Annotated in this window: 15 protein-coding genes; 8 read left to right on the top strand and 7 right to left on the bottom strand. The window is 45.1% G+C overall.

Annotated elements, in window-relative coordinates; all coding sequences use genetic code 11:
- Position 1: 1 nt before the first annotated feature.
- The 3 genes from lptM to ACBP46_RS11425 all read left to right on the top strand — a co-directional run bounded on the left by lptM (position 2) and on the right by ACBP46_RS11425 (position 4052).
- Complete coding sequence (gene lptM / locus ACBP46_RS11435) at positions 2–139, top strand: LPS translocon maturation chaperone LptM (protein WP_371016851.1); 138 nt, start codon at positions 2–4, stop codon at positions 137–139.
- Between the two features lie 18 nt (positions 140–157).
- The gene (gene lysA / locus ACBP46_RS11430) at positions 158–1426 is read left to right on the top strand and encodes a diaminopimelate decarboxylase (protein WP_371016850.1); all 1269 of its coding nucleotides are present in this window, start codon (positions 158–160) and stop codon (positions 1424–1426) included.
- A gap of 160 nt (positions 1427–1586) precedes the next feature.
- Complete coding sequence (locus tag ACBP46_RS11425; protein WP_371016992.1) at positions 1587–4052, top strand: EAL domain-containing protein; 2466 nt, start codon at positions 1587–1589, stop codon at positions 4050–4052.
- A 99-nt stretch (positions 4053–4151) separates the two neighbouring features.
- Here ACBP46_RS11425 and ccsB read toward each other — a convergent pair whose 3' ends face one another.
- From ccsB to ACBP46_RS11410, 3 genes are all read right to left on the bottom strand, one after another.
- Positions 4152–5513 carry a c-type cytochrome biogenesis protein CcsB gene (gene ccsB / locus ACBP46_RS11420; protein ID WP_371016849.1) on the bottom strand — a complete coding sequence of 454 codons (1362 nt, stop codon included), beginning with the start codon at positions 5511–5513 and terminating at the stop codon, positions 4152–4154.
- Positions 5506–7500, bottom strand: coding sequence for a cytochrome c biogenesis protein ResB (locus tag ACBP46_RS11415; RefSeq protein ID WP_371016991.1), 1995 nt, complete (start codon positions 7498–7500; stop codon positions 5506–5508). The genes ccsB and ACBP46_RS11415 overlap by 8 nt, the downstream gene beginning before the upstream one ends.
- Before the next feature lie 214 nt (positions 7501–7714).
- Positions 7715–8410, bottom strand: a complete 696-nt coding sequence (locus tag ACBP46_RS11410; protein WP_371016848.1) for a c-type cytochrome — start codon at positions 8408–8410, stop codon at positions 7715–7717.
- 164 nt (positions 8411–8574) lie between these two features.
- Between ACBP46_RS11410 and yihA the strand changes: the two genes are divergently transcribed.
- From yihA to ACBP46_RS11395, 3 genes are read left to right on the top strand one after another with little or no spacing between them, the layout of a single operon-like run.
- Entirely contained in the window at positions 8575–9198 is a 624-nt protein-coding gene (gene yihA / locus ACBP46_RS11405) for a ribosome biogenesis GTP-binding protein YihA/YsxC (protein ID WP_371016847.1), read from the top strand.
- Positions 9195–10211, top strand: coding sequence for a porphobilinogen synthase (gene hemB / locus ACBP46_RS11400; protein ID WP_371016846.1), 1017 nt, complete (start codon positions 9195–9197; stop codon positions 10209–10211). The genes yihA and hemB overlap by 4 nt, the downstream gene beginning before the upstream one ends.
- Before the next feature lie 55 nt (positions 10212–10266).
- Complete coding sequence (locus tag ACBP46_RS11395) at positions 10267–10938, top strand: GntR family transcriptional regulator (protein WP_371016845.1); 672 nt, start codon at positions 10267–10269, stop codon at positions 10936–10938.
- Between the two features lie 34 nt (positions 10939–10972).
- On the opposite strand, the gene ACBP46_RS11390 is transcribed toward ACBP46_RS11395, so the two are convergent.
- Genes ACBP46_RS11390 through ACBP46_RS11375 form a run of 4 tightly spaced genes read right to left on the bottom strand, consistent with a single transcriptional unit; the run spans position 10973 to position 14965 of the window.
- Positions 10973–11926 (bottom strand): Bug family tripartite tricarboxylate transporter substrate binding protein, encoded by a 954-nt coding sequence (locus ACBP46_RS11390; protein WP_371016844.1) that lies wholly within the window; start codon positions 11924–11926, stop codon positions 10973–10975.
- Complete coding sequence (locus ACBP46_RS11385) at positions 11910–12212, bottom strand: hypothetical protein (RefSeq protein ID WP_371016843.1); 303 nt, start codon at positions 12210–12212, stop codon at positions 11910–11912. Before ACBP46_RS11385 ends, ACBP46_RS11390 begins: the two co-directional genes overlap by 17 nt.
- A complete protein-coding gene (locus tag ACBP46_RS11380) occupies positions 12205–13353 on the bottom strand; it encodes a thiolase family protein (protein ID WP_371016842.1) in 1149 nt (382 codons plus the stop codon). The genes ACBP46_RS11385 and ACBP46_RS11380 overlap by 8 nt, the downstream gene beginning before the upstream one ends.
- A 1-nt stretch (position 13354) precedes the next feature.
- Positions 13355–14965 carry an AMP-binding protein gene (locus ACBP46_RS11375; protein ID WP_371016841.1) on the bottom strand — a complete coding sequence of 537 codons (1611 nt, stop codon included), beginning with the start codon at positions 14963–14965 and terminating at the stop codon, positions 13355–13357.
- Positions 14966–15076: 111 nt separating this feature from the next.
- Here ACBP46_RS11375 and ACBP46_RS11370 point away from each other — a divergent pair, with 111 nt between their 5' ends.
- A complete protein-coding gene (locus ACBP46_RS11370; protein WP_371016840.1) occupies positions 15077–15547 on the top strand; it encodes a tripartite tricarboxylate transporter TctB family protein in 471 nt (156 codons plus the stop codon).
- Position 15548: 1 nt separating this feature from the next.
- Positions 15549–17051 carry a tripartite tricarboxylate transporter permease gene (locus ACBP46_RS11365; protein ID WP_371016839.1) on the top strand — a complete coding sequence of 501 codons (1503 nt, stop codon included), beginning with the start codon at positions 15549–15551 and terminating at the stop codon, positions 17049–17051.
- The last annotated feature ends 43 nt before the right edge of the window (positions 17052–17094 follow it).

The following is a 17094-nucleotide window of genomic DNA, read 5'->3' as shown; positions in this document are numbered from 1 at the left end:
CATGAATCATGTACTAACTCGGCTAAGCGCCTTATCATTATTGATTGCCCTTTTTATAGGGACCGCAGGGTGTGGCTACAAAGGCCCCCTGTATCTGCCTGAGCCCGCCTCTGAGTCGGACTCAGTCTCACAAAATTAATGGAATGTTTTTATTTCTATGACTGTAGCTACACATTTTCAACATAAAGACGGCGTTTTACACGCTGAAAACGTATCACTCGAGCAGCTTGCTCATGATTTTGGTACTCCGCTATATGTGTATTCCCGCCAAGCGCTACATGATGCATGGAATAGCTACTACCAAGCCGCTCAAGGTCGAGATGTGCTCGTCTGTTATGGCATGAAAGCAAACTCTAATCTCGCTATTTTGAATGAGTTCGCTCGTTTAGGTACGGGGTTTGATATTGTGTCGGGGGGCGAGTTAGCTCGAGTCCTTGCCGCAAAAGGAGATCCCGCTAAGGTCGTGTTCTCTGGTGTGGGCAAGCAACGCTGGGAAATCGAAGCCGCACTCGATGCGAACATTAAATGTTTTAATGTGGAGTCCGTTGCTGAGCTCGAGCGTATTGCCGCTATTGCGGCAGAAAAAGGGGTAAAAGCGCCTGTATCATTACGCGTTAATCCAGACGTGGATGCAAAAACCCACCCTTATATTTCTACCGGTCTTAAAGACAATAAATTTGGGGTAGACATAACCATTGCGCCAGCGATTTACGCCCAAGCACAACAAATGCCAAGCCTGACCATTGTGGGTTTAGATTGCCATATTGGGTCGCAAATCACTGAAATCAGTCCTTATCTGGACGCGCTTAACAAGCTAATCGCTCTTATTAAGCAGCTTCAAGCCCAAGGCATTGAACTAAGCCATCTAGATATTGGTGGGGGCTTAGGTATCCGCTATACCGACGAAACCCCAGCTACTCCCTCTGACCTGCTCTCAGCTGTATTCAACGCTTTAGATAAAGCCAATCTCGGTCACTTGCAGTTGATTCTAGAGCCTGGTCGTTCAATGGTGGGCAATGCGGGCGTGCTTCTTACGCGCGTAGAGTACTTAAAATCCAATCAAGACAAGCATTTCGCTGTGGTCGATGCCGCCATGAACGATTTAATTCGCCCTACTCTGTACGACGCATGGCACGATGTAGAGCCGGTACGTCCCCATACTGATGGCACCGCAGCCGATCAATACGATATTGTTGGTCCTATTTGCGAAAGTGGCGATTGGCTAGCTAAAGATCGCGCTCTAGCTTTAAAACAAGATGATTTATTAGCGGTTATGTCAGCAGGTGCTTATGCATTCACCATGGCTAGCCAATACAATACGCGCCCTCGTGCTGCTGAAGTCATTGTGGACAAACAATCTGTGCACTTAGTCAGACCTCGTGAAGAATTGCAAAGCCTATTTGAACACGAACGTTTAATCGATTAATTCCAAAAAAACAGCCCATAAATGGGCTGTTTTTACTTATGGCGCAGTAAAGAAAATCCAGCTATAAACGTTAAGTCATATAGGAGGGGTGTTCACTCCGTCAGGATTTGATTTAACTCTAGCCAAATTAGGCTGTTTTCTTGGATAGTACGCTTTGACAGTGCTTTTTTTTCAGCGGTGGTCTTTAGCAACAATTAACCATCTGCTTTCGACTCGTTTTATTCCGGGTCTCATAGGCTTGCTGTCACTACTTGGGATTTTTTTTCTTAGTCCCAACCCGACCTTACAACAAGAGCTGTTTGGGTCACTTGTTTCTTCACACCATTACCACCTCCTCGAAGGCGGTTTATGGGCAACCGCTTTGTTTGCGGTATTGTTAGCCTTTTATAAAAACAATAGCTTTTTTTTGCTATCGGGGGCTTGGGTTCTATGCAATTTGCGTTTAGGCAGTATTTTTTTACACCAAGACGCATTTTGGTTACAGCTACACATCCCACCTGAGCTACTTCCTTATTTCAATCAGCTCACTGTTGGCATGTATTTTTTGCTAACACAGCAGCTCTTGCATACGGCACTTAACCTAAACTCTGCTGCACCGCTCAATCGATTATTAAATGGTTTGGCTAGTAGTGTATTTATAGTGGCCTGTTTACCTTTTGAGGCACCTTTTCAGGCCTTAATAACGGTAGCCCTGCCTCTTGGCCTAGGGAGTGCTTTATGGCTCAGTCTGCAGCGTTTAATAAGCCAAATTGGGCAGTTATTGTTGTGGCAAGTTTTATTAGTCAGTGTATTGCTAGCGGGCGTACTGGCTTATGGACTTAACATTGGGTATGGCGCTAACCCTTTAATCAATATTTTTACTGCTTTTGTGTTTTTTGTTTTGTGCCAAAGCGTTGTAATCGTGTGGTTTTTAGAGTTTTTACGTCAACGTAATCAACAACACACAGAACTCTATAGCCAACTGCATCAATACCCTTTACCTCTGATCCGTATCGATCACGATGGCCTCATTCTGTATGCTAACCGTGCTTTCCAGCGGCTTAGCCAACAGTTGATTCACATGCAAACCAATCAATGGACTGAGCTTTTTCCGGTGCAAAATTGGAAGTTTCTGGCTCAATGTACCCGTCAAGGTAAAGCCATAGAAGTTTCTCCTTTGCAAAGCACACCAAATCGCTTTTATCACCACCAGTTCCGGCTCTTTGTTAAACGCCACCCTTTTTATTTTTTAGTCAGTCTGCAACCTATTACCCACGATAAAGAAAGTGTAGACCCCGTTCGTGCACACGCACAGAGTACCGTGTTGAATCAACATGGCTTAGAAAAAGCCTTGAACTACACTCTGACCCATTTAAACAATCATCAGCCGTGCTTTTTAGCCTATTTGGAAATTAGCCAAATTAGCCAAGTCAGTCGCACCCATGGGCATGCTGCCGGCGATGCGCTGCTGCAGAGTATTAGTGAGCGCTTGCACACGCTATTACAAGATCGTTATGCTTTTGGTCGCATCGGTAACGATGATTTTGTTTTTATTATGCCAAACACTACTACGGAAGATGCCCGTACTATGGCCCAAGAGTTAACTCACAGTCTTAATAACACCCCTATCAAAACAGAGACTCGTGATTATAAGCTGCAAGTGCACATGGGCTTAATTGAGCTTGGCCCTGATATGGATGAGCAAGCCGCTTTGCGTATGGCTCAAAGTGCCAGCACAGCAGCCCGACGTAATAAAAATGAATTGATCGTGTATGAGCACGACTCGTTAGCAATGCAATACCACGCCGAAGAACTCACTCTCTTTCAGCGCTTGGAAAACGGCTCAACCCAAGGCCTGTTTATTGAAATGCAGCCACTGTTAAATCTTAGTGATCCTGTAAACAGCTTGAATGTAGAGGTCTTATTACGTGTACGTCGCGCCAACGGCGATCTCATTCCCATTCAGAACTTTATTATGGCAGCCGAAGAAAACGGCACTATTTCCACTATAGATAAGTGGGTATTTGTGACCACCCTAGAATGGTTAGCCAAGCACCAAGAGCAACTGCATAACCTGCATTTGGTCACCATTAATCTTAGCGGTTCGTCCTTGAACAACGATAAGTTTATTGCAGATTTATTTGTTATTCTTGATCAGTACAAAGCCCAACTAAATCGCTTATGTGTGGAAATTACTGAAGGGGTCGCCCTACAGGATCTAGCACGTACTCGTACTTTTATGTCCCAGTTGCAAAATAAAGGGGTACGCATTGCTTTGGATGACTTTGGGGCGGGCTATACGTCGTTTAGTTATTTACGCGAGCTACCTGCAAACCTAATCAAAATTGATGGTGCCTTAATTCGTGACATGCTGCACAAAGAAAGCAATATTGCTATTGTGCGCACATTAGTAGAGCTAGCTCATAACCTAGGCATGGCATGTGTAGCGGAATGGGTTGAGGACGCAGAAACGCTATCTATATTAAATACTATGCGTGTGCATTATGCGCAGGGCTATGCGATTAGCCCATCGGTATCGCCAACAAAAATCCTACAAACTCGCTCGGTGATGGAGCTGATTAATAAGACCGACACACAGACTTTTATTGAAAATAACTACCCCACCCTATCTAAATCAATACATTAACTCACTGGTACGACAAAGCTTGTAGGTATTGCTTCTACTAAATGGCAGCATAAAAAAAGGTGGCTGAAATAAGCCACCTTTTTTCAATTAAAGCCCTGTTTAGAGCTCGCCATACGAGTGCAAACCAGACAAGAACATATTCACACCTAAGAATGCAAAGCTAGTGATCAACAACCCCACTAATGCCCAGTACGCACTAAACGTACCACGCAAGCCTTTCATAAAGCGCATATGCAACCAAGCGGCATAGTTTAGCCAAACAATCAAAGCCCAGGTTTCTTTAGGGTCCCACTGCCAATAGGTGCCCCATGCGTCAGCAGCCCAGAGCGCACCTAAAATAGTGGCAATGGTAAAGAACGCAAACCCAACCGCTATGGCCCTATACATAATGTCGTCAAGGATTTCCAATGAGGGCAACTGACGTGAAATAGGACCACGGAAAGCCATAATTAAGCCAACAATAATGGCGCTAATCCCAAAATACACCATCCATGTAGCAGAGAACTTGCCCGAGCTAAAAATAAGCGGCTCAGCACAGAGGAGCACCCCTAAAACAAACACAGGACTTAGCTTAGCCCATGAGCGGGTCTCGCCATTTTCTTTGACTAGATAGGCCAAGCCCACCATAGCTGCTAGGGAGAAGGTACCGTACCCAATAAAGTTAGCAGGCACGTGGATTTTCATCCACCAGCTTTTTAGCGCTGGCACAAGAGGCTGAATTTGATGGGCATCACGCGTAAAGGAATACCACAGCAAAAACACCACAATCGATGACATGACCAGCAAAACAAAGCCACCCAAAGCACGGGTATGATAACGACGCTCGTAGTACAAGTAAAACAGGGCGGTCATTAAGGCAAAAAGCACAAAGACTTCGTACAAGTTACTGACCGGAATATGACCAATATCAGGGCCTAATAAGTGGCCTTCACGCCAGCGTACTAATAGGCCAATAGCCCCCGCATACACAGCAGCCCACGTTAAGCCAGACCCAATCCATGCAGCGGTTTTGCTGACCATCCCTATCCAATACATCACTGTGGCCAAAATGAACAAGGCACACATCCATAAGATGGCAGATTGAGAAGAGATTAAATAACGTAAGAAAAATACAGATTCAGAACGGTTAATATCGCCGTTTAATAAGTTGCCATCTGGGGAGTAAAGCCAAATGGCAAATAACGACACCAAAGCCACCACCACTGTCATGGTGCGCAAAGGACGCCACAACCAACCCATCCATGCCAACAAGGGCACGGTAGCAACCAAAATAATACGTTCGTAATAGTCCATTTGGTCGGGGTAGGTGTTAAGACAATACACCGCCGCCACGGCAAGGACGATTAAATAAATAAAATCACTAATCGTAGGACGACCTCGTACACCTCGGGAATCTCCGCTTGGCGCACGCTGGTCGTCTCCGCTCCACATGGACGGAGACGAAACGGCTGGATTAGACATGTTCATTACCTCTATTTTCGGACAAGCGCTCAAAAGCCTGTTGGAAGCGTTGGAATTCTTGTTGGAAGTCTAAGTTACGACGTTGGGATGTCATGGCGGCAGTTAATAAACTACCTTTTTCGTCAGGACGCACCCAAACCCAAATACGGCGATCTCGTACATAAATCATGACGAACACACCGATTACCAAGAACAAGCTACCGGTATACACAATATACATACCAGGGCTGCGTGAGACCTGGAATACACTGGCCTGCACTTGATCAAAACTATCTAGTTTAAATACTACAGGAGCCGGGTAATCTGGCATATTGGCAAAAGCCAACAGTGCCAACTGCACCCACTCTTCCTCGTGGGCACCACGCTCACCGCTGTAATCCACTGCGTCTAGGCCGTGCTTTTCACGCGCAATATTACGCAACTCAAGCAAAGTCATTTGTAACATTGGCACCGTTAAGCTAAGGATACGCTCACGCTCGTTTTCGGGCACGGGTTCAATAATGCCGTTAAAGCCTTTTTTCATGAAGGTTTCAATGGTTTTAAAAGCCGCGACCTCCATGAGCGAGTTGGCTTCGACCTGACCACTACGCTGCGCAAAACGTTGAGCCGCCAAATGCAATGCATCTGTGTCCTCTGTAATGGCCCGCAACATCATGAACTCTTCCATACTGTTTTTTGCATCAGCCGGAATACGCACATAACGGTAAAAATCGGCCTGATTACGACGCATGCCCAATAAAAACACAGGGAAATCGTCAAGCATCATAGGGGCCATGTAGTTTACAAACTCAAATGACTGACCTTGTTTGTCCGTCAGGCTATACAACACACTAGGCCCTACGTTAGTTAGATTGTCTTTAGGACGAACATTACTACCCGAGACGGCAGCAACGTGCTCTATAAACGCTTTGGGTTGTGGCGCACCGTCGGTTAAGTCCTCGACGTTAAAAACGCGTAGCTCGCTAAACATCGCATTTACGCTCTCGCCACTGTTATTGTAAGTTACTGACTGACTCTCTCCCACGGTGGCTTTAAAACGCACCGGTTCGTAATCTTTGCCCTGCAAGGGATAAGCGCTTAGGGTTAGGCGGCTACCACCATCGTCAAAACCTGATTGGTATACCGTCACGCCTCGGTAGCGCAATGGTTCGTTGACCTCTATCAGCTGCTCAAACCGTTCGCCGCGTTCTTCGTCAATGACCTCTACTTCACTTTTAAAGCTACTTGGCATGCCTGTGGAGTAGTAATCAATGTAGAAACGTTTTAAATGCAGAACGAAGGGCAAAGGTTGAATCAATACCCCATCACCATAGCTAATGATAGCGCTAGAAGATCGAGCATCATCCGGTAGCATCATGTTGGCGCGAAAGCTGGGGTTAGCCAAACTAAGGCGTCCGGACTCTGGTACCTCGGAAATAAACATATTTTCCGTGATGGCGGCTTTATTGCCAAACCACACCTGTAAACGCACCGGAAGCTCGCTATCTAGCATGCCGCCAATACAAATTACTACAATGGCAACGTGACCAAAAATATAGCCTAAGCGATTAGCGCCCCCTTTTTTGGCGGCTACTAAATAACTACCATCCTCGTCTTCACGCACTTTAAAAGCGTAATTGTGGGCTTTAAGCCACGACTCAATCGCAGGTAGATTTTCCTTAGGTATATGGCTTGAACTGATATCGATACGATGGGGAAAAGCGCGCAAGCTAGAGCCACGAATATGCTCACGAAAAGTGCGTGCCTCACGCAGCATTTTAGGCGTATGACGAATTACACATAGTGTAGTCGACATCACCAAAAAGCCCATAATAACTAGAAACCACCAGCTGTTATACACATTCCAGATGGTGAACTTGTCGAATAATGCAGTCCAAAACGGGCCAAATTGGTCGGTATAAACATTTAAGGCCTCGTTTTGAACTAAGACCGTTCCAATAATGCTAGCGATACAGATAAAAACCAGTAGGCTAATCGCAAAGCGCATGGAACCAAGCAGCTCTGTAATATCAGCGGCACTAGCTCGTTGTTGAGTAATTGGTTCAGTCACAAAATTAACTTTTAAACAAATAAGGAAGAAGGAACGCTAACCGAGTTAGAAAGCACACCCCAGCAAAAGTTCCGCACTTCTTAACTTTTACAGACAACAAAGCTCATCTTGCAAACACGCAAGATGAGCTTAAACCGCTTAGACTGTGTTTTTAACGTAATCCGGCTGCGTAATCAGCGACGGCATCGATGTCTTTGTCGTTCATACGGTCAGCGATTTCGTGCATCATGACTTGGTTGTTGCGATCACCACTTCGGAATAAGCGTAATTGCTCGGCAATATAGGAAGGGAATTGACCGCCAAGACGGGGATACTGACCAGGGATACCGGCACCGTTAGGAGCATGACAGGCCGCACAGGCAGCCACGCCGCGCTCGGGCAAACCACCACGCCAGATTTGCTGACCACGATCTAGACTTTCTAAATCCGTTGCTGTGGCCGCTTTTTCTAGGTCTAAGTCTTGTTGACTAAGATAAAAGGCCACGTTGCGTATGTCTTCTTCAGTCATACCAGCAGCAATACTAGCCATTACACTAGGAGCCCCACCCGCACCTAAACGAGGAGCAGGCACCCCATCTTTGGTGGAGTTAAAATCGTGCAGCTGTTTAACGATATACTCAAAAGGCTGATGTGCTAAGTTGGGGTTCGCACTTAACGTGCTGTTACCGGCTTCGCCGTGACAGGTTACACAGGCAAGTACACCTTTAGATACATTGCCATTAATATAAAGCTGTTCGCCTTTTTGTAAGTCGGGCTTTGCTGCTTCGGCAGCATAAGCGAAATTCAGCACGGAACAACCCGCCACTAGGCTGCTTGTGATAATAAATTTTGATAGCACGCGCTTCATGTAGTCCTCGACAATCGCGATTCAACTGGAATAAGCAATGGAGGCTTATGCCGCCAAACCCGTCGCATTCTACATCAGCATCTTTTGCTAAGAATACGACGATACAGTATTAAACTTAGTGATTATACAATAGAGCTACAAAATTAAACGGAAATTGCTACACCATGTCTATATTACATCGCGCTCGTTTCACTATTTCAGCAGCGCAACTTTCGCAATTACCCCCAGCAGGCCCACCAGAGGTGTGTTTTGTGGGGCGCTCTAACGCGGGAAAATCCTCTGCCATTAATGTGTTAACAAACCAACGACGCTTAGCTTTTTCCAGTAAAACGCCTGGCCGCACACGTTTAATTAACATGTTTGGTATTCCTGACCCACTCGATAAAGACGGTCAATTAGGTTATTTAGTCGATTTGCCTGGTTACGGCTATGCCGCCGTTAATCGCCAAGAAAAACAACAGTGGGATCAGGTGTTAGGCAGTTACCTACGCGAGCGTAGCTCTCTGGCAGGCATTGTGCTGGTCATTGATATACGGCGTGGCCTGACTGATCTTGACCTACAGCTCGCCCACTGGATTGCGCCCACAGGCCGTCCGGTATTAGTATTATTAACTAAAGCCGACAAATTCGCGTATGGCAAACGCATTCAAGCGGTCGCTGCAGCTCGCAAAGAGCTCAAAGAAATCGGAGCGGTACACGCGTTGCCTTTTTCTGCCACGCACCGTCTCGGCCTCGAAGAGGCCACCCTACACATAGAGAACTGGATTTCTCCACAATTTGTACCATGACAAAATTTTTACCTGACGTTCATTTTCCACACAGCCGTCCTCGTCGTAATCGTCGCGATGACTTTACTCGTCGCTTGGTTCGTGAAAGCTCGGTCAGTGTGAACGACTTCATTTATCCTGTTTTTATTCGCGATGGCAAAAACGTCCAAGAGGCGGTCGATTCTATGCCAGGCGTGAACCGTTACTCCCCCGATACCTTGTTACCTATAGCCGAAGAGTGCGTAAAACTTGGTATTCCTGTTTTATCGTTATTCCCATCTATCGACGCCGAACTCAAGTGCCCTAAAGGCCTAGAGGCAGGCAACCCTGATGGCCTTGTTCCGCGTACTGTTGCTTTACTCAAAAAAGAATTTCCTGAATTAGGCATCCTAACGGATGTAGCGCTCGACCCCTACACCAGTCATGGTCAAGACGGCATTATTGATGAAAACGGCTACGTATTAAACGAGCCTACCGTCGAGGTACTGTGCCAACAAGCTCTTACTCAGGCTCAGGCCGGAGTAGACATTATTGCTCCTAGCGACATGATGGATGGTCGTATGGGTGCTATTCGTCGCATTCTGGATGAAAACCAGTTCATTGATACCCGCTTAATGGCTTACTCAGCAAAGTACGCCAGCGCGTTTTATGGTCCTTTCCGTGACGCAGTCGGTTCGGCCTCTAACTTGGGTAAATCCGACAAAGCCTCTTATCAAATGGACCCAGCAAACCGTCTAGAAGCATTACGTGAAGTAGCAGCAGATATTCGCGAGGGTGCGGACATGGTTATGGTAAAACCAGGCATGCCTTACCTTGATGTAGTACGCGAGGTCAAAGATGCCTTTGGTATGCCTACTTTTGCTTATCAAGTCAGTGGTGAATACGCCATGCTGAAGGCCGCTAGTCAAAATGGTTGGCTAGACCACGACAAGGTCATGATGGAAGCTCTGCTCGCTTTTAAACGTGCCGGTGCAGATGGTATTTTGACCTACTTTGCCATCGAAGCGGCAAAATGGCTGAAAGCAAATAGCTAAAGCTCAAACCCAAGGTATTGTAGTCGTGTAGTACGTTAAAAATGCTACGTTTTTTATGAACCCAAAAAATCAACCATTAAATAATCGAGAGCGTGCCTATCACCATCTAAGGCACGCCATTCTAATCGGCGAAATTACCTACTCTAATCGTTTAGTAGACAAAGACATTGCCCTAGAGCTAGGTATGTCGAGAATGCCTGTGCGCGAAGCACTACTACAACTCCGAAGCGAAGGTTTTTTAGAGTCCACCTATCGTGGGTTTATATTAAAAGCATACTCGGCTGAAAATATTTTCGATATTTTTGCTGTACGTCTTTTGCTAGACCCCGAAGCCGCCTACCAAGCTTGTCAAGCCGCCACTGATTTTCAGCTCCAATCTCTAGAGGCTGCCAGTAAAAAAGTTGCCTTGACCGATCAACAGGGTCTGGTCAAGGACAACCTGTTGGCTAATTGGAGTTTTAGACGTACTTGGGCACAGGCTGTTCACAACTTAACCCTTAAAGACACAATGGACCGCTTACGTGACTGGGCTGAGCAAGCTCGCATACAAGCTCTTAGTGACCCCGATTTTCGTCACGGTACAGCACAACGTATTCAGCAAATCACGGAAAGCTTTCTCAATAAAGACCCTCATCTTGCTAAGCAGCTTGTGGCGGAAAATCTAATTATCTGTCGTGATAAATACTGCGCAATTCAAGCTCAACTCACTACCATCCACCATAACTAAAAAAAGCAGCTTATTAGCTGCTTTTCCTATTATCTTATTGAATGCTAAGTCCTAACTCATCAATCAATGGACCTACGGTACTAATTTCTCCATTAATCAAACTTTCCATTTCTAGTGGTGTGGTGGTTTGCACTAAAATGCCACTTTTTCTGAAGTCATCAATCACCTTTTGATTATTTAATACCTCAGATACATCGGCTTGAACTTGGTTAATTAGCTCGTCTTTTAATTTGGACTGCGCTCCTAGCCCCCACCAAATTCTAAAATCAACGTCATTAACTCCCAGCTCTTTTAATGTGGGTACATCCGGCTTTAAGTCGCTACGCACTTGATCAGCTACCGCTAGAACAGTTAATTGATTATTCTCCACAAAAGCTGTACTGCCTGCTGATACATCAAACATAAAATCAAGCTGCCCACCCACTAAATCCACCAAAGCGGGTGCAGCACCACGATAGGGCACTACCGTCAAATTGCCGTCTACCTCTAGATTGAGCATCTCAGCAGTTAAGTGCGTGCCCGTTCCTATACCAGGCACGCCATATCTTAAATTCTGGCTATTAGCTGCTGCCAAAAAGCTCTCTGCAGTATTAAGTGGTCCCTCTGTTTTACTAAATAAGAAAATAGGTGCCTCTGCGACCAATGTGACTGGTTTAATGTCGTTCTTAATATCGTAATTAAGATTCTTATATAGTTTTTGATTTAAAGTAAAAGCACTATGATCTGACAAAATTAAAACAATATCATCATCTTTGCGTACTCGTTGCAGCTGGTTCATTGCTATCTGAGCCCCCGCGCCGGGACGGTTTTCAACTAGCACCTGATGCCCTTTTTGCTCAGTTAAACCTTGGGCAATAACCCGTGCTAGCTGATCTGCTGCCCCACCTGGAGGGTATGGCACAACTATAGTTATTTTCTCTGCTAACACAGCCGTGCTACTTAGAGCTAATACAGAACCTAACAACAAGGTATTAACGGTTTTTTTCATCAGTTGTCTCCTCAATAGGAATGGAAATCAGTTTTTTATTGTCTTCATAAATACGTACTGCTTGGCCTACTGGCAAAGCCTGTACTGCTATAGCAAAAACTAAAACGTGGTTTTTAGTTTTAACTAAACTTATGTAATGGTCTTGATGCGCATTTTTAACTTGGGCAACTATCTGTCCTATCTGATCAGGAGCCGAAATAAAATTCGAGCCATAACAGTTAGGACAAATCTGCTTAGGCGGGTAAACCGATTGCTTGCATTGTTGGCACTGTTCCGTTTTAAACATTTTGCACCTCTAAAACCATGGCGGCCGCACACATGCAATAGCGGTATTGCACCATGCCATACCCAGTCACCAACCCATACTGGGGCTGCACCACCTGACGTTCAGCTGCTTGCCCTGTTAATTGTTGAATAACCTCAACCAAACCCAACATACTTCCTGCTGTACCTGCTTGCCCACAGGACAACTGCCCCCCAGAAGTGTTCAATTTAAAACGTTGGGTAGCAATCTGATCTCGAATAAAAGGACGAATCTGATCTGCGCTAAAAAACCCCAAATCCTCTAACTGAGCCAAGACCATCACAGGATAATCATCATAAATGGCACATACATCTATAGAATCAGGTGCCAAATCGGCTTGTTTCCAGAGATGGTCTTTGATTTGAGCTAGTCCTGTCTGTAAACCCGTCCCTAGTTGATTGTCATAGTTATGTTTGGCCTGAAAGGCACGAATGGCAAGACTTGGCCCCTGTTGAGCAAGAGGATGATCGGCTCGAACTAATAAAATCGCATTCGCTCCGGCTGCAACGGGCACACAATCATAAAGACCGAGCACATCAGTAACAGGGCATGCCGCCAAATACTCCTCCATACTTAATGGAGTACGATAAAGAGCACTAGGATTCAGCGCAGCCCATTGTCGCTGTTGCAGAACCAGATGACCAAAGTCCTCGGTCTTTAATCCACGCAACTCCTGATATTGCTTAGTCAAAAAAGAAAAAAGAGTATTGGGACTTGCCGCTCCTATAGGAGCCAAATAGTTTTGAGTCGTACTGTTATAGCCATTAATTAGCTGCTCAAACATCGCTTTGTCAAAACTATCTCCGGCCACGAGCACTATGGCTGATGCCTGACCAGTAGCAATAGCAGCCATAGCATGCTGCACCATGTTTAAGGCACTTACACCACCATTCGCCTCATCATGCACCCAAGACAAACTCATGCTCAAGCGCCAAGCGATATCTATAGCGCGGTTCGGTGCCAAGCTAAATGAAGCCACTCCCAAACCATCTATATCAACAATAGACAGTCCCGTTTTTTCAAGTAAAGCTAAAACGGCATCGCAGATTAAAGTAGCTGAATCGTGCTCGCTCGAACGAACATAAGGCAGCTCAACGGCATCAATAATCCGTGTCGTCTGCATCTTAGTCTCGCCTTAATACAATATTGGATTGTTCTCTATCCCACGTATCTGTGGTTATGCCCTCTGCCCGTAATTTATATTTTTGAATTTTTCCGTTTTCGGTCAAAGGCATCTGTTTAACAATACGAAAATAACGAGGAATGGCAAAATACGCTAAATTTTTCTGACAATGCTCGATGAGCTTGGCAAAATCAACCTCATTCTGAGAACGTAGTGTTAATGTTGCCATCACCTCCTCTTCGGCTAAGTCCGACTCAACTGCATATACAGCAACCGCTTCAATATCTGTATAGGAAGACAAGGCATTTTCCACATCATACGAGGAAATATTTTCGCCTCGGCGGCGAATCATATCCTTTAGACGATCCACAAACTTAAAGTACCCATCTTCATCCACACTGACTCGATCTCCGGTATGAAACCAAAGGTTTTTTCTACTTTCTATAGTGGCCTCAGACATCTTGTAATAGCCAAGAGAGAAAGAGTAGGGGTCTAAGCTACGTAAAATTAGTTCACCCACCTCTCCAGTAGCCACTGGCTCACCAAACTCATCAACAACTCGTGCCTCAAAGCCAGGCGTAATTTTCCCCATTACTCCTGGACGCTGGTCTTTTAACGCCCCACCAATAATAAAGTTTGTTTCCGTTGACGCATACCCATCTAACAATGGGAAACCAAAGCGCTGTTCAAAATCATTTTGCTGCTTGATAGAAACAGAAGGGCCTAAAGCCAAACGAATACGGTGCGTTTGATCAGCAGACCGAGACGGCTGCGCTAACAAAATAGGAATCATCGCCCCAAGCAAATACACGACTGTGGCCTGATTGTCTGTTAATGTTTGAAATAGTCGGCTAGCTGAAAAACGCTTACCAATCACCATCGTGCTATCACTAACCAAAGCCTGATATATCGTATTCAAAGCATTGGTATGGAATAGAGGCAGACAGTTATACAGCACATCATCGCTGGTCAATTCTAGTTTGTTACCTGTATGAATTCCCCACCAATAAAACTGAGCATGAGGACAGATCACCCCTTTAGCCGGACCCGATGTACCAGAGGTATACAAAATAGCCATCGGATCACTAGGCAAAATACGAATGGCCTCGCACTCCTGTTGACTACGTACAGGTAGCTCCTGCACACTTAGCCCCTGCATATTCGATTGCACATGAGGGCTTAAAGTCCAAACTGTTTGCAGCGCTGTTGCTTTTAAGTCCAATTCAGCCAAATTAGGCAAAATAGCGTTATCACATACGATAAGTCGCGCATCACTATTTTCTAACACGTGCTGGAGCTGCGCCCCTTTTAATGCCGCGTTAATAGGAACGGCAATACCGCCCACCCAGGCTACCGCCATCAACAGCTCAACAAACAACAGATTGTTCGGCGCAATCAACGCAACCTTATCACCTTTTTTTATACCGTACTGTTTGAAGTTATACGCTCGCTGCTGTACTGCTTTTAATGCATCGACGCCTGTCCAAACTCCTCCGTCCTCATCCACTAGAAATCGTTTAGCTGGCAAACGTTTTGCTCGTAGTTTTAACAATTCCGGTAGGGTTCTAGACTGCGGGCAGAGCCCTTCTAAAGCCAAGGTGGTGTTGCTCATCTCTCTTCCTTAAATTTTTTTATTTAGTATTTTCACTGATTAACAGAAAATATATTACAGTATACTCTTTAGTTGTCAAGTATATATATCTATATAAAAAAGAGGCAAAAAATGAGACCCACTTTCAATAGAAAGGCCTGGTTATCAACCGGTGTTATGTGGTTATTAGGAGGAGGAATCGTCGCGCTAAGTCAGCAATATGACATTGGCACTCTACGAGAAATGGGCCCGGGTTTCATGCCCTATTACTGTGGATTGCTTATGCTTATTCTCGGTTTTATTTATCTGATTGCGTCCCATGTCATCCCAACTGAAAGCGACTTCAAACACATTTCTTTTTCACGCAGCCGTCTACGAGGTTGGATTTTTATTTTCCTTGGTCTGAGCGCTTTTGTTTATCTAGGCGATGCCTGCGGATTCGTACCAGCCTCTTTTGCCTTGGTCTTCATTTCATCTATTGGCTCTTCAGAGTTCAAACTAAGTAACACCCTTCTCCTTTCTAGCGCTATTACACTCATCGGGACCTTTATTTTTATTTATTTACTAGACCTACAAATCCCCCTCTTTACGGCGAACTTCTAAAATGGATATCTTTCATAATCTAATTGCCGGCTTTGGTGTCGCTTTTCAGCTAGATAATTTACTTTGGGCTGTTTTTGGGGTCGTTGTTGGCAACCTAGTCGGTGTTTTGCCCGGTATGGGCGTCATGGCGTCTCTGTCTATTCTGCTACCCCTGACTTATTCCATGACACCTACTGCCGCTCTCATTATGCTGGCCGGTATTTTCTATGGTTCCCAATACGGAGGAGGTATTACTTCGGTTATGCTGAACTTGCCAGGTACAGCCGCCCATGCTGTTACCTGTCTAGAAGGGCATCCCATGGCCAAAAAAGGTCGAGCCGGAGCCGCTCTATTTATGCTACTACTTGGTTCATTTTTTGGAGCAACCTGCGGCATTTTATTGATGGTTTTTCTCTCGCCAATCCTCTCTAGCATTGCGTTTAAATTCGGGCCTGCCGAATACTTCAGTATGATGCTATTAGGTCTAATTGCTGGCTCCACCTTAGCTAATGGCTCTGCTTTAAAAAGTATCGCTATGGTGTTGCTAGGAGTGGTTTTGGGACTTATTGGTATAGATGTCAACACAGGCACCATGCGTTTTACTTTTGGCTTTATAGAGCTCGCCAACGGTCTTAGCATTGTGATCTTAGCGATGAGTTTTTTCGGTTTGGCTGATTTCTTAAAAAACATCAACAACTCCGACCTTGCATCTCCAATAACTAAGATAAAAGTCGATAGTAAATCCATCCGTCCCAAAAAAGGAGACATCAAAAAAGTGCGTGGCGCACTATTCCGCGGGACCTCAATAGGCTCTTTGCTAGGAGTGCTGCCTGGTACAGGTTCTGTTATTGCCTCATTTATTGCCTACGCTACAGAAAAACGCATTTCCAAAAATAGCCATGAGTTTGGAAAAGGAGCCGTTGAAGGTCTTGCGTCTCCAGAGGCAGCCACGAGTTCAGCCGCGCAAACCAGCTTTATTCCTACATTAACCTTGGGGATACCTGGTGACCCTGTTATGGCTATTATGCTTGGAGCATTAATTATTCATGGCATTCAGCCTGGTCCAGCTCTTATTACTGAGCACGCCGATATTTTTTGGGGGCTTATTGCCAGTTTCTGGATTGGTAACCTGTTGCTACTCGTAATCAACTACCCTCTTATTGGTTTTTGGGTAAAGCTCATCTCTCTGCCATTCAAGTACTTATACCCAACGGCTTTATTTTTTATCTGTGTAGGGGTATACAGCACAAACTCAAGTTTTTTTGATGTGGGTTTAGTTATTTTTATTGGATTTGTGGGTTACCTGCTTTTGGTTTTAGACTTTGAGGCGGCTCCCTTATTATTAGGTTTTATTTTGGGTCCTATGATGGAGGAATACTTCCGTCGATCTCTCATTATTTCTGATGGCGACCTCAGCTTCTTTATAGAGAAGCCCATTAGTTTGGCTTTTTTAGTTTTGAGCTTACTTATTCTGCTCTACTCCATTTACACCAGCGTAAGCAAAACGAAAATAGCTCAAACCTAGCCCCACGCAAAAGCCCTTCTTTAACAAGAAGGGCTTTTTAGTA

Origin of the sequence: Paenalcaligenes hominis, assembly GCF_041359055.1 — a bacterium.
GTDB classification, from domain to species: Bacteria; Pseudomonadota; Gammaproteobacteria; order Burkholderiales; family Burkholderiaceae_B; genus Paenalcaligenes; species Paenalcaligenes hominis_A.
This window is presented reverse-complemented; position numbering and strand designations above follow the sequence as displayed.

Coding starts and splice junctions, on each gene's coding strand:
- ACBP46_RS11380 (WP_371016842.1), bottom strand. CDS start 13,353: ATGCAGACGACACGGATTATTGATGCCGTTGAGCTGCCTTATGTTCGT.
- lptM (WP_371016851.1), top strand. CDS start 2: ATGAATCATGTACTAACTCGGCTAAGCGCCTTATCATTATTGATTGCC.
- yihA (WP_371016847.1), top strand. CDS start 8,575: ATGTCTATATTACATCGCGCTCGTTTCACTATTTCAGCAGCGCAACTT.
- hemB (WP_371016846.1), top strand. CDS start 9,195: ATGACAAAATTTTTACCTGACGTTCATTTTCCACACAGCCGTCCTCGT.
- ACBP46_RS11415 (WP_371016991.1), bottom strand. CDS start 7,500: ATGCGCTTTGCGATTAGCCTACTGGTTTTTATCTGTATCGCTAGCATT.
- ACBP46_RS11390 (WP_371016844.1), bottom strand. CDS start 11,926: ATGAAAAAAACCGTTAATACCTTGTTGTTAGGTTCTGTATTAGCTCTA.
- ccsB (WP_371016849.1), bottom strand. CDS start 5,513: ATGTCTAATCCAGCCGTTTCGTCTCCGTCCATGTGGAGCGGAGACGAC.
- ACBP46_RS11375 (WP_371016841.1), bottom strand. CDS start 14,965: ATGAGCAACACCACCTTGGCTTTAGAAGGGCTCTGCCCGCAGTCTAGA.
- ACBP46_RS11365 (WP_371016839.1), top strand. CDS start 15,549: ATGGATATCTTTCATAATCTAATTGCCGGCTTTGGTGTCGCTTTTCAG.
- lysA (WP_371016850.1), top strand. CDS start 158: ATGACTGTAGCTACACATTTTCAACATAAAGACGGCGTTTTACACGCT.
- ACBP46_RS11395 (WP_371016845.1), top strand. CDS start 10,267: ATGAACCCAAAAAATCAACCATTAAATAATCGAGAGCGTGCCTATCAC.
- ACBP46_RS11370 (WP_371016840.1), top strand. CDS start 15,077: ATGAGACCCACTTTCAATAGAAAGGCCTGGTTATCAACCGGTGTTATG.
- ACBP46_RS11410 (WP_371016848.1), bottom strand. CDS start 8,410: ATGAAGCGCGTGCTATCAAAATTTATTATCACAAGCAGCCTAGTGGCG.
- ACBP46_RS11385 (WP_371016843.1), bottom strand. CDS start 12,212: ATGTTTAAAACGGAACAGTGCCAACAATGCAAGCAATCGGTTTACCCG.